General features: G+C 69.2%; 12 protein-coding genes. 2 read left to right on the top strand and 10 right to left on the bottom strand.

The features are described from left to right. Positions 1 to 2: 2 nt before the first annotated feature. From QGN31_RS06945 to ctaD, 8 genes are all read right to left on the bottom strand, one after another. Entirely contained in the window at positions 3 to 686 is a 684-nt protein-coding gene (locus QGN31_RS06945; protein ID WP_014380768.1) for an esterase, read from the bottom strand. 74 nt (positions 687 to 760) lie between these two features. Then, positions 761 to 1999 (bottom strand): THUMP-like domain-containing protein, encoded by a 1239-nt coding sequence (locus QGN31_RS06940; protein ID WP_193375565.1) that lies wholly within the window; start codon positions 1997 to 1999, stop codon positions 761 to 763. Further along, positions 1957 to 2928 carry a class I SAM-dependent methyltransferase gene (locus QGN31_RS06935; RefSeq protein WP_014942693.1) on the bottom strand — a complete coding sequence of 324 codons (972 nt, stop codon included), beginning with the start codon at positions 2926 to 2928 and terminating at the stop codon, positions 1957 to 1959. Before QGN31_RS06935 ends, QGN31_RS06940 begins: the two co-directional genes overlap by 43 nt. A gap of 10 nt (positions 2929 to 2938) precedes the next feature. After that, positions 2939 to 3703, bottom strand: a complete 765-nt coding sequence (locus tag QGN31_RS06930) for an enoyl-CoA hydratase (RefSeq protein ID WP_043955815.1) — start codon at positions 3701 to 3703, stop codon at positions 2939 to 2941. Next, positions 3700 to 4530 (bottom strand): NUDIX hydrolase, encoded by an 831-nt coding sequence (locus tag QGN31_RS06925; RefSeq protein ID WP_014380772.1) that lies wholly within the window; start codon positions 4528 to 4530, stop codon positions 3700 to 3702. The genes QGN31_RS06930 and QGN31_RS06925 overlap by 4 nt, the downstream gene beginning before the upstream one ends. Beyond that, entirely contained in the window at positions 4527 to 5387 is an 861-nt protein-coding gene (locus QGN31_RS06920; RefSeq protein WP_026071262.1) for an ABC transporter ATP-binding protein, read from the bottom strand. The genes QGN31_RS06925 and QGN31_RS06920 overlap by 4 nt, the downstream gene beginning before the upstream one ends. A gap of 24 nt (positions 5388 to 5411) precedes the next feature. Further along, entirely contained in the window at positions 5412 to 6647 is a 1236-nt protein-coding gene (serB, locus tag QGN31_RS06915; protein ID WP_008259156.1) for a phosphoserine phosphatase SerB, read from the bottom strand. A 24-nt stretch (positions 6648 to 6671) separates the two neighbouring features. Continuing rightward, positions 6672 to 8417 carry an aa3-type cytochrome oxidase subunit I gene (gene ctaD / locus QGN31_RS06910; protein WP_008259158.1) on the bottom strand — a complete coding sequence of 582 codons (1746 nt, stop codon included), beginning with the start codon at positions 8415 to 8417 and terminating at the stop codon, positions 6672 to 6674. 286 nt (positions 8418 to 8703) lie between these two features. Between ctaD and QGN31_RS06905 the strand changes: the two genes are divergently transcribed. Both QGN31_RS06905 and QGN31_RS06900 read left to right on the top strand, forming a co-directional pair. Further along, the gene (locus tag QGN31_RS06905) at positions 8704 to 9822 is read left to right on the top strand and encodes an iron-siderophore ABC transporter substrate-binding protein (RefSeq protein ID WP_014942696.1); all 1119 of its coding nucleotides are present in this window, start codon (positions 8704 to 8706) and stop codon (positions 9820 to 9822) included. Positions 9823 to 9923: 101 nt separating this feature from the next. Continuing rightward, a complete protein-coding gene (locus QGN31_RS06900; RefSeq protein WP_014385512.1) occupies positions 9924 to 10964 on the top strand; it encodes an NAD(P)-dependent alcohol dehydrogenase in 1041 nt (346 codons plus the stop codon). A gap of 4 nt (positions 10965 to 10968) precedes the next feature. Here QGN31_RS06900 and QGN31_RS06895 read toward each other — a convergent pair whose 3' ends face one another. After that, positions 10969 to 11319: a DUF3349 domain-containing protein gene (locus QGN31_RS06895; protein ID WP_014383026.1), complete on the bottom strand. Its 351-nt coding sequence runs from the start codon at positions 11317 to 11319 to the stop codon at positions 10969 to 10971. Positions 11320 to 11462: 143 nt separating this feature from the next. Then, positions 11463 to 12437 (bottom strand): class 1b ribonucleoside-diphosphate reductase subunit beta, encoded by a 975-nt coding sequence (gene nrdF / locus QGN31_RS06890; protein ID WP_009954743.1) that lies wholly within the window; start codon positions 12435 to 12437, stop codon positions 11463 to 11465. Positions 12438 to 12622: the final 185 nt, after the last annotated feature.

Here is a 12622-nt window from a genome sequence, read left to right as displayed (position 1 = left end):
AGTCAGATTGCCAGCGGCGGGATCGCGTTGCGCGGCACCTGGGCCTGGGCGGGCCCCCCGAACGCCGGCAGCATCTCGCCCGGGGCGAAGTAGAAGATCAGCTGATCGTCGGTGATGGCGAAATTCTGATAGTGCGACGGATCATGGCCCGTCGACGGCAAAATCGCGGCGCCCAAAGGGGTTTGACGTTCCAGGTCGCGCTGCACGATCGGGAAGATGGCGTCCAGCGGCGTCGTCCCCGGCGGGAACAGGGTGTCGAAGGTGATGGGCTGCTTCGTCCCGAGGTTGTAGTTGAACGCCTTGTACCAGATCGACGACCGCGTTCCCCCGACGTCCTGGAAGAACTTGAGCACCACGCTGCGGGTGTTGTGCGGCGGCTGACCGGCGCTGTGCTGGTCGGTGGTGGCCTCCAGCTGGTACGGCTGGTCGCGCCCCCCGGAACTCTGCGCGACGTTGACGAAGCCGTCCCGGTTTTGGGTGATGTAGTCGGTCAGCGCCTGTTGATCCGGGTAGTCGGTGGGAAACGTCATGGTGAGCATGTAGTTGGGGCCGGTGGCGTGCACGCGGCACATCTGGCCGGCCTCGACGCTGCCGCCGAGGCTCGCGCACGACGGCGGCTCGGCGGCGGCCGGCCAGCCCAACAACACCGCCGTTGCGAGCAGCGCAGCGGCTATCAGATAACGCATCGTGGAATTGTCCTCGCAAACTAGCCAGGGCGGGGGTGCGACCGGAAAAGTAACCGCCGCCAGCGTACCCGGCGCTACCGGGACGCCCGGCAAACGAACGCCGTCGCGCGCCCCGAGGTTCCCGACCCGATCCGGGTGATGACCGTCGACAGCGGCCGGCGGCCCCGCAGCCGCATCCGTTTGCGCAGCGCATCGGGGTCGACCCGCACCCCGCGGACCAATACCTCCAGCGACCCGCAGTCCAGCTCCGAGAGCGCCTGCCGCAGCCGTCGTTCGTCGAAGACCAGCTGCTCGATCACCTCGAAGCCCCGCACCCCGGCCGGCAGCCGATCACCCGAGAGGTAGGCGATGTCGGGATCGAGCTGCCACAGCCCGTGCCGCGCGCCGTAGTGGCGCACCAGCCCGGCCCGGACCACGGCGCCGTCCGGGTCGACGATCCACCGCCCGACCGGGCGCACGCCGCAGTCGTCGGGGTCGGCGTCGGTGACCTGTTCGCCGCGGTCGAGGACGCTCGCCCGCAGGGTGACGCCGGGCCGCGCCAATCCCGACGACCACAGGCAGGCTTCCCGAACCGAGCCGCGATAGGACGTCACCTCGATCTCTCCGTCGAAGCCCAGCCGCCGCACCTCGTCGAAATCGATTCCCGGAGCGCACTTTACGACAAAATCCCGGCCTCGATACGCGTCCAGCAACGCGGCCAGGCCGGGCTGATAGTCGTCGATGCGCAGGCGCCGCCGACCCTCGGCGCGGCGCGCCGGATCGACGACGAGCACGGCATCGCGGGTCACCGGGTGCAGCGCGTCGGCGCGGCAGAGCCCCGCCGCCCCCACGTTGTGGCGGGCCATGGCCAGCCGCACGGCGTCGACGTCACTGCCCACCGTCGTGATCCCGCGGCCGCGCAGCGCGGCCAGCTCGGTGCCGATCGAACACGTCGCGTCGTGCACGACGGCGTCCGGGGCGGCCTCGGCCAGCCGCCCGGCCCGGTGCACCGCCACCGGCGCGGCGGTGGCTTGCTGCAGCGCCTCGTCGGTGAACAGCCAGTCCGACACGGCGCACCCCAGCCCGCTCAGTTTCTGTGCGGCGCGGCGGCGCAACAGGACCGTCTCCACCAGCACCGCCGCCCGCTCACCGAAGCGGGCGCGGGTCGCGGCGACGTCGGCGACCCGGGTGGCGTCCGTCAGCTCGAGTTCGGCGACGGCCGCCAGCGCCGCGGCGCCGGCATGCGACCGCAGGTAGCCGACGTCGTCGGCGCTGAACCGCAGCCCACCGCTCAGGAGGGTTTGACCCCGGTCACCATCACGTTGTAGAACCAGCCCTTCGGCACCACGCGCCGCCACACATTGGCATCCGCCCAGCTCAGGGCCTTCCAGCCGTTGAACGCGAATTTCGCCCAGCCCCAGCCGAGCCGCCCGGCCGGCACCGACGCCTCGAAGGTGCGCACCGGCCAGCCGAACATCGCGGCGGTGAACTCCTCGCTGACGGTCCGCACCTCGGTCGCGCCGGCGTTGGCGGCCATCCGCTCGAGGTCACCGGGCGTGAAGGTGTGCAGGTCGACGATGGCCTCCAGCGCCGCGGCGCGGGAGGATTCGTCGAGCTCGGCCTGCGGGCGCCGCCAGCCGCCCAGGCCCGGCAGCTTGGTGACGTTGGTGGCGATCCGCCAGGTCAGCGTGGACAGCTCGCGGGCGTAGACGTCGCCGGCGCTGGTCGGTTCGCCGGCGAAGACGAACCGCCCGCCCGGGCGCAGCACCCGGATCACCTCGCGCAGCGAAAGCTCGACATCGGGAATGTGGTGCAGCACGGCGTGCCCGACGACCAAATCGAAGGTGTTGTCCTCATACGGGATGCCCTCGGCGTCGGCCACCCGGCCGTCGATGTCCAGGCCCAGGGACTGCCCGTTGCGGGTGGCGACCTTGACCATGCCCGGCGACAGGTCGGTCACCGACCCGCGGCGAGCGACCCCGGACTGGATCAGATTCAGCAGGAAAAACCCTGTGCCGCAGCCCAATTCGAGGGCCCGGTCGTAGGGCAACTCCCGCAGCACCGCGTCGGGCACGATGGCGTCGAAACGGCCCCGCGCGTAGTCGATGCAGCGCTGGTCATAGGAGATCGACCACTTCTCGTCGTAAGTTTCGGCCTCCCAGTCGTGATAGAGCACCTGGGCCAGCTTGCTGTCGTGCCGGGCGGCCTCCACCTGCTCGGCGGTGGCGTGGGGCGTCGGAACGGCGTCGGTCGAACTCGTCATGCAGGGCAGCCTAACGGCCGCCGGGATCCGCCCGATCGCCACCGCCCTGACCAGCGGAAAACACCTCCGCATAGCGGCGGCGTTCGGCGGCGAGCCGCTCGGCGCGCCCCAGGTCGAACACGTCGTTGATCCCGGCCTTGGCGGCGGCCAGCGCGTGCCGGGGGCCGTCGAGGAAACGGCGCGCCCATCGTGCGGCGGCGTCGTAGACGTCGTCGGGCGCCACCATCTCGTCGATGAGGCCCAGCGCCAGGGCTTCCTCGGCGTCGAAGAATCGCCCGCTGAACACCAGTTCCTTGGCCTTGCTCACCCCGGCGGCCCGGGTCAGGCGGGCCATCGCGTCGCCGCCGGGCACCAGGCCGGCCAGGATTTCGGTCGCGCCGAACTTCACGTTGTCCCCGCTGATGCGCCAATCGGCGGCCAGCGCCAGCGTGAGCCCCGCGCCCAGCGCGTATCCGGTGATGGCGGCCACGGTCGGCTTGGGGATGGCCGCCACCGCGTCGATGGCCTCCTGCCGGACCCGGGCGGCGGTCTCGGCTTCGGCGCCCCGCAGCGTCCGCAGTTCGGGCATGTCGTCGCCGGCCGAGAAGATCTCGTGGCCGCCGAACAGGATCACGACGGCGACGTCGTCCCGGCGACCCAGTTCCTCGGCCGCGGCGATGACCTCGCGGTAGACCTGGCGGGTCATCGCGTTCGTCGGTGGCCGCGACAGCAGCAGCATGGCCAGGCCGGCGTCCTGCGAGCCGTCGCTGACCACGACGCTGACGAACTCGCTCAATGCCGCCACCCCAGCCCGCCGGCTTCCCGCGCCTGGTGGTAGCGGTCGGAATCGAAGAACTCGAAAACCCAGTTGTCGCCCTGGATTTCGAGGTGCGGCTGCACCGGCACGATCTGGCGCTCCACGGCCAGCACCTCGGCGACGGTCCGCCCGGCCAGCGAGTCCAGCTGCGTCCAGGTCGGCGGCAGCAAAAAGCTGCGTCCGGCCGCGAAGTCCTCGATCGCCGCCTCCGGCGTCGTCCAGCCCGCCCGGTCGGATTCGGTGTTCTCGCCGTCGGCGCGCTGCCCCTTCGGCAGGGCGCCCACGAAGAAATAGGTGTCGTAGCGCCGCGTGCGCTCGGCCTCCGGGGTGACCCAGTTGGCCCACGGCCGCAACAGGTCCGAGCGCAGCTCCAGGTTCTCCCGCCGCAGGAAATCCGCGAACGACAACGTCCCGTCGGCCAGCGCCCGGCGGGCGTCGCCGTACACCGACGCGTCGCCAACGATACTGTCTGGCGCCGAACGGCCCCGGCCCGCCGGCCCGGCGAACAGCACCCCCGATTCCTCGAACGTCTCGCGGGCCGCGGCGCAGACCAGCGCCTCGGCCAGGTCGGGTTCGATGCCGAAGCGCTGCGCCCACCACTCCGGCGGCGGTCCGGCCCAGGCGATGTCGGCGTTGCGGTCGCGGTCGTCGACGCCGCCTCCGGGGAACACCATCGTCCCGGCGGCGAACTCCATCTTGGCGTGCCGCCGCATCAGGAAGACGCCCAGTCCCGGACCCGTGTCTCGGACCAGCATCACGGTCGCCGCCGGCCTGGGGACCAGCGGGGCTTCCTCGGGTGACGTCATAGTTGCCTCCGGTGGGCTGCGCGGGTGCGGACTCGCCGCGCGAAGTAGCGCCCGTCGACGACGTCGAGGGCGATCGCTTGGCCGAACGCGGTGGACAGATTCTCCGCGGTCAGCACGTCGGTGAGCAATCCCGCGGCCACCACCCGACCTTCCGCGAGCAGCATGCAGTGACTGAACCCGGGCGGGATCTCCTCGACGTGGTGCGTGACCAGCACCAGGGCGGGGGCGTCGGGGTCGGCGGCCAGGTCGGCCAGCCGCGCCACCAGTTCCTCGCGGCCGCCCAGGTCCAGGCCGGCGGCGGGTTCGTCGAGCAGCAGCAGTTCGGGGTCGGTCATCAGCGCGCGGGCAATCAGCACCCGCTTGCGCTCGCCCTCCGACAGTGTGCCGTAGGTGCGGTCCGCCAGATGCTCCGCGCCCAGGCTCTCCAGCATGTCGATCGCCCGGCGGTAGTCGACGTCTTCGTAGCGCTCGCGCCAGCGACCCAGGACCGCGTAGCCGGCCGAGACCACGAGATCGCGCACCACCTCGTCGCCGGGGACGCGCTGCGCCAACGCCGAGGAACTGAGGCCGATGCGGGAACGCAACTCCGTCACGTCGACCCGGCCCAGCCGCTCACCGAGCACGAAAGCCACGCCGGACGAGGGATGTTCGGCGGCCGCGGCGATCCGCAGCAGCGAGGTTTTGCCCGCCCCGTTGGGCCCGACGATGACCCAGCGCTCGTCGAGTTCGACCGCCCAATCCAACGGCCCGACCAGGACGTTGCCGCCGCGCTGCAGCGCCACCTCGCGCAATTCGATCAGCAGATCGGGGTCGGCTGCCTCGCTTCCGTTTTCGGGCACCCGACCATGGTGCCGTATGCCCATCGGATCGACACAAGCAACCTACTCGGGCGGGATTTCCACGCGGCGGACCTCGCCGTCGATCGCGTCGGCCGCCTCGATCTCGCCGCGGGTGATGCCCAGCAGGAACAGCACCGTGTCCAGATACGGGTGGCTCAGCGACGCGTCGGCGACTTCGCGCAGCGCGGGCTTGGCGTTGAACGCGATCCCCAGCCCGGCGGCGGCCAGCATGTCGATGTCGTTGGCGCCGTCGCCCACGGCGACGGTCTGCGCCATCGGAACACCGGCGTGCTGAGCGAATTCCCTTAGCGCCGTTGCCTTTCCGGCACGGTCGACGATGGGGCCGATCACGCGCCCGGTGAGGGTGCCGTCGACGATCTCGAGCTCGTTGGCCGCGACGTAGTCCAGCATCAGTTCCTCGGCCAGCGGCTCGATGATCCGGCGGAAGCCCCCGGAGACCACGCCGCACGCGTAACCCAGCCGCCGCAGGGTCCGCAGCGTGGTCCGCGCGCCCGGCATCAGCTCCAGCTGATCGGCGACCTCGTCGATCACCGTGGCGGGCAGGCCCGCCAGCGTCGCGACCCGCTGCTCGAGCGACTGCGCGAAGTCCAGCTCGCCGCGCATCGCGGCGTCGGTGATCGCGGCGACCTTGCCCTCGGCGCCCGCCTTGGCCGCCAGCATCTCGATGACCTCGCCCTGCACCAGGGTGGAGTCCACGTCGAACACGATGAGCCGCTTGGCCCGCCGCTCCAGCGTGTAGTCCTCGACCGCGACGTCGACGTGCTCCTCGCTGGACACCCGGTTCAGGGCGGTCCGCAGCCGGCCGTCGGTCCCGGGTGGTACCGAGACCCGCAACTCCAGCCCGGTCACCGGATAGTCGGAGACCCCGCGGATCAGGTCGATGTTGACGCCCAGCGCGGCGACCTCGCGGGCCACCGCGCCGAACGCGCCGGCGGTGATGGGCCGGCCCAGGACGAAGATGGTGTGCGTCGAGGGTTCCCGGATGATCGGCACGTCGTCGCTGCGCTCGATGCTGACGTCCAGGCCCACCTTGCGGATGGCCGACTCGACGTCGTGGCGAAGCTCGTCGCCGTCGGCGACGGCCGCCGGGCAGCACACCAGCACGCCGAGCGTCAGCCGGTGCCGGATCACCACCTGTTCGACGTTGAGCAGCTCGACCCCGTGCCGCGACAACGCCTCGAAAAGGGTCGCGGTCACACCCGGTTGGTCCACGCCGGTGACGGTGATCAGCACCGACACCTTGGGTGGTGAGTTCACTCGCGACAGCCGCCCGTCAGGCCATCAGCTGCGAACCTGGACGTCGTCCAGCCTGGTGACGTCCTTGTCCGCGGGCCCGTGCGCCCGGCCCACATGCGCCTCGGCGCGCAGCCGTTCCACCATGTGCGGGTAGTGCAACTCGAATGCCGGCCGCTCCGAACGGATTCGGGGCAGCTCGGTGAAGTTGTGCCGCGGCGGCGGGCAGCTGGTCGCCCACTCCAGGGAGTTGCCGTAGCCCCACGGGTCGTCGACCGTGACGACCTCGCCGTAGCGCCAGCTCTTGAAGACGTTCCAGACGAACGGGAACATCGACGCGCCCAGGATGAAGGCGCCCACTGTCGACGCGATGTTGTAGGGCTGGAAGCCGTCGCTGGGCAGGTAGTCGGCGTAGCGCCGCGGCATGCCGAGGTCGCCCAGCCAGTGCTGCACCAGGAAGGTGGTGTGGAACCCGATGAACGTCAACCAGAAGTGCAGCTTGCCCAGCCGCTCGTCGAGCAGGCGGCCGGTCATCTTCGGGAACCAGAAGTAGATGCCCGCATACGTCGCGAACACGATGGTGCCGAACAGCACGTAGTGGAAGTGGGCGACGACGAAGTAGCTGTCGGTGACGTGGAAGTCGAGCGGCGGGCTGGCCAGCATCACGCCGGTCAGGCCACCGAGCAGGAAGGTGAGCAGGAAGCCGACCGAGAACAGCATCGGTGTCTCAAAGGTCAACTGCCCCTTCCACATTGTGCCGATCCAGTTGAAGAACTTGATCCCGGTGGGCACCGCGATCAGGTACGTCATGAACGAGAAGAACGGCAGCAGAACGGCTCCGGTGGCGAACATGTGGTGCGCCCACACCGCGACCGACAGGGCCGCGATCGACAGCGTCGCGTACACCAGCGTGGTGTAGCCGAAGACCGGCTTGCGCGAGAACACCGGGATGATCTCGGTGACGATGCCGAAGAACGGCAGCGCGATGATGTAGACCTCGGGGTGGCCGAAGAACCAGAACAGGTGCTGCCACAACAGGACTCCGCCGTTGGACGCGTCGTAGATGTGGGCGCCCAGATGGCGGTCGGCGGCCAGTCCGAACAGCGCGGCGGTGAGGATCGGGAACGCGATCAGGATCAGGATCGAAGTCACCAGGATGTTCCAGGTGAAGATCGGCATCCGGAACATCGTCATCCCGGGCGCGCGCATGCACACCACGGTGGTGATCATGTTGACCGCCCCGAGGATGGTCCCCAGACCGGCGAGGATCAGCCCGGTGATCCACAGGTCTCCCCCAGCGCCGGGCGAGTGGACGGCGTCAGACAGCGGTGTGTAGGCGGTCCAGCCGAAGTCGGCGGCCCCACCCGGGACGATGAAGCCGGACGCGGCGATCAGCCCGCCGAACAAGAACAGCCAGTACGAGAAGGCGTTCAGCCGCGGGAACGCCACGTCGGGCGCCCCGATCTGCAGCGGCAGCACCAGGTTGGCGAAACCGAACACCACCGGGGTGGCGTAGAGCAGCAGCATGATCGTGCCGTGCATGGTGAACAGCTGGTTGAACTGCTCGTTGGACAGGAACTGCAGCCCGGGAGCGGCCAGCTCGGTGCGCATCAGCAACGCCATCAGCCCGCCTATGAAGAAGAAGGCGAAGCAGGTGACGGTGTACATCACGCCGATCAGCTTGTGATCGGTGGTCGTGATCAGTTTGTAGACGAGGTTCCCTTTGGGGCCCATGCGGTCCGGGTACGGACGAACGGCCTCGAGTTCTCCCAAGGGGGGCGCTTCGGCTGTCAACAGCTTCTCCAAACATCCGGATCGGACACTGGCCCAACATCACTATTGAGTCGAATCTTAGCCGTCGATGATGGCGACGTCAGGGCTGGTCCTACAAACTGTCGTAAACGGGTCTGCGGGGCGCCGCGTCCTTCGTCGCGGCGCCGGGAGGGGTCGATGGTGGCGACCCGCTTCGCCCGGCTCCGCCGCGCTCGCGATCGCCACCGGTCGATGGTGGCGACCCGCTTCGCCCGGCTCCGCCGCGCTCGCGATCGCCATGGGGGTCGGCGATGTTAGCGTCTGACGCGTGTCGTTCGGCGTGATCAGACCCCCCCGGCTGGCCCCCGGGTTCGCCGTCGCCGGCGCCGTGGCGGCCGCGGTCGTGCTGGCATGCGGCGGCTGCGGATCCCACCGGCCCGCCGCCACGCCCCCGGCCCGTTCGCTGGTCACCCCCACCACGCAGATCGCGGGGGCCGGGGTGCTCGGAAACGACCGCCGGCCCGACGATTCGTGCGCCCGCGAGGCCGCCGAGGCCGACGCGGGGGCCGCGAAGCGGCGCGTCCACAACGCCGCCGGCGTCGAGCCGGACGTGGTGCAGGTGCCCGCCGACCCGCAGCGCATCGTGGTGCTCTCCGGCGATCAGCTCGACGCGTTGTGCGCCCTGGGCCTGCAATCGCGGGTGGTCGCCGCCGCGCTGCCGGACGGCTCGCCGACCCAGCCCGCCTATCTCGGTGGCGCGGTGCACGGTGTGCCCGGCGCCGGCACGCGCTCCCACCCGGACGTGAAGGCGATCGAGGCGGCCCACCCGGATCTCATCCTGGGCTCCCAGGGGTTGACGCCCACCCTGTATCCGCAGCTGGCGGCGATCGCCCCGACGGTGTTCACCGGCGCGCCGGGCGCGGGGTGGGAGGACAACCTGCGCGCCGTCGGCGCCGCCACCGCGCGCGGCACCGCGATGGACGGGTTGCTCGGCGGGTTCGCGAAACGGGCGACCGACGTAGGCGCGCGCCACGACGCCTCCCACTTTCAGGCGTCGATCGTGCGGCTGACCACCCAGGCGATCCGGGTCTACGGCGCCAACAACTTCCCGGCCAGCGTGCTCGGCTCGGTCGGCGTCGACCGGCCGGCGACGCAGCGGTTCACCGACAAGCCCTACGTCGAGATCGGCGCCACCGACGCCGACCTCGCGAAGGATCCCGACCTGTCCATCGCCGACGCCGACGTGGTGTACCTGTCGTGCGCCACCCCGGCCGCCGCCGACCGTGCCGCCACGGTGCTCGACAGCGGCCCGTGGCGCAAGCTGTCGGCCAACCGCGACAACCGGGTCTATGTCGTCAACGACGAGATCTGGCAAACCGGCGAGGGGCTGATCGCGGCCCGCGGCATCGTCGACGACCTGCGCCTGGTGAACGCCCCCATCAACTGAGGCCGGGCCAGTCGAACGTGATGTTCGCCCCGATAGTTGGCGGAAGAACGTTACCCTAGCTAAAATTTTGGTCGAAGCCATCGGACCGAAGAGGAATATTCATGCGCACTGTTTCGGCATACGCCGCCACGTCGGCGACCGAACCGCTGACCAAGACCACCATCGAGCGGCGCGACCCGGGCCCGCGAGACGTGGCGATCGACATCAAATTCGCCGGCATCTGCCACTCCGACATCCACACCGCCAAGGGCGAATGGGGCACGCCGAATTACCCCGTGGTCGTGGGCCACGAGATCGCCGGCGTCGTGACCGAGGTCGGCGCCGAGGTCACCAAGTTCAAGGTGGGCGACCACGTCGGCGTGGGTTGCATGGTGAATTCCTGCGGCCGGTGCAGCAGCTGCGACGCCGGGCTCGAGCAGTACTGCAAGAACGGCGCGACCTTCACCTACAACTCGATCGACAAGGACGGCACGTCGACGCAGGGCGGGTACAGCCAGGCGGTCGTCGTCGACGAGAACTTCGTCTTGCGCATCCCCGACTCGCTGCCGCTGGACAAGGCGGCGCCGCTGCTGTGCGCGGGCATCACGCTGTTCTCGCCGCTGCGGCACTGGAAGGCCGGGCCGGGCACCCGGCTGGCGATCATCGGCCTGGGCGGCCTGGGGCACATGGGCGTCAAGCTGGGCGCGGCGATGGGCGCCGAGGTCACCGTGCTCTCGCAGTCGCTGAAGAAGATGGAAGACGGGCTGCGGCTGGGCGCCAAGCATTACTACGCCACCGCCGACCCCGAGACCTTCAAGAAGTTGCGCAGCAGCTTCGACCTGATGCTCAACACCGTCTCGGCGAACCTGAAGCTCAACGACTACCTGAGCCTGCTCGACGTCGACGGCACCCTCGTCGAACTGGGCATCCCCGAGCACCCCATGGAAGTCGGCGCGTTCCCGCTGGCGCTGGCACGCCGCAGCCTGTCCGGGTCGAACATCGGCGGGATCGCCGAGACCCAGGAAATGCTGGACTTCTGCGCCGAACACAACGTGACGCCCGAAATCGAGGTCATCGACCCCGACTACATCAACGAGGCGTACGAGCGCGTCCTGGCCAGCGACGTCCGCTACCGCTTCGTCATCGACATCTCGAAGCTGTAGCGGCTCAGGACGCCGTGTGCGGGGCCGGTTCGGCCTTGCCGTTGGCCGCGCCGGGATTTTCGGCCGCCTCGGGCGGGTTTGTGATGCCCGCCAGCGGCCAGCCCGCCGCGGCCAGCCGGGCGGCCACCCGCGCGATGTTCTCCGGGCCGGCGTCGTAGTGGGTCATGTCGGAGATGAAATCGGCGATCACGTCGCGGTTGATCTCCTCGCCCGGCTTGGTTTCCTCGTCTATCGCGTCGACGACTTCCTTGATCTGGTCCTCTGTCAGCGGGGTGCTGCGCAGCAGCTCCAACAGCGGTACACGGTCGGGTCCGGGAACGCCGTCGGGGTAGCCGCATTGCAGCCACTGGATCACTGAACGGAAGAAAGCGGCCGTAGAAGATGGGGTAATCGCCACGCCCACCAGTCTCCCGGCAACCCGGCCGGCGGCGCCACCGGGCCGCCGCGGGGTCGCCACAATTCACGCGGCGTTCACACACCGCTTGGCTGAATGCCCTGCTAGAAGTCCCAGTCCTCGTCCTCGGTGACGACGGCCTTGCCGATCACGTACGACGAGCCCGAGCCGGAGAAGAAGTCGTGGTTCTCGTCGGCGTTCGGTGAGAGCGCCGACAGTATCGCCGGGTTCACGTCAGTCTCGTCGCGCGGGAACAGCGCCTCGTAGCCGAGGTTCATCAGCGCCTTGTTGGCGTTGTAGCGCAGGAACTTCTTGACGTCCTCGGTGAGCCCGACCTCGTCGTAGAGGTCCTGGGTGTACTCCACCTCGTTGTCGTAGAGCTCGAAGAGCAACTCGTAGGTGTAGTCCTTGAGCTCCTGCTTGCGTGCGTCGTCGACCAGCGCCAGGCCGCGCTGGAATTTGTAGCCGATGTAGTAGCCGTGGACGGCCTCGTCGCGGATGATCAGCCGGATCATGTCGGCGGTGTTGGTCAGCTTGGCCCGGCTCGACCAGTACATCGGCAGGTAGAAGCCGGAGTAGAAGAGGAAGCTTTCCAGCAGCGTGGAGGCGACCTTGCGCTTGAGCGGTTCGTCGCCCTTGTAGTACTGCATGACGATCTCGGCCTTGCGCTGCAGGTTGGGGTTCTCCTCCGACCAGCGGAACGCGTCGTCGATCTCGGCCGTCGAGCACAGCGTGGAGAAGATGTTGCTGTAGCTGCGCGCGTGCACCGACTCCATGAAGGCGATGTTGGTGTAGACGGCCTCCTCGTGCGGGGTCAGCGCGTCGGGAATGAGGCTGACCGCCCCGACCGTGCCCTGGATGGTGTCCAGCAGCGTCAGGCCGGTGAACACCCGCATGGTCATCTGCTTTTCGTGGGCGGTCAGGGTGCCCCACGACGGCAGGTCGTTGGACACCGGCACCTTCTCGGGCAACCAGAAGTTGCCGGTGAGCCGGTCCCACACCTCCGCGTCTTTTTCGTCCTGCAGCCGGTTCCAGTTGATCGCCGAAACGCGGTCGATCAGCTTCATGTTTTCGGTCACCAGAACCCCGCTTCACACGCCGTTTTGCCTGAGGGACGTCAGGCTCCAGACACTACCCCTGGGGTACGACAACCGAGCGCAACACAAGAAGTTGTGTTTTGCGTGTCGCGGACGCCCGCGGGCCGCCGGATTTGCCTCTTCACTCCAGTATGCGCGCGCGGGCCGACGTTTCGTGGCCACAACCG

The organism is Mycobacterium sp. 2-64, assembly GCF_035918375.1.
GTDB classification, from domain to species: domain Bacteria; phylum Actinomycetota; class Actinomycetes; order Mycobacteriales; family Mycobacteriaceae; genus Mycobacterium; species Mycobacterium intracellulare.
Note: the sequence above shows the minus strand (reverse complement) of the source record. Positions and strands in the feature narration are given on the sequence as shown.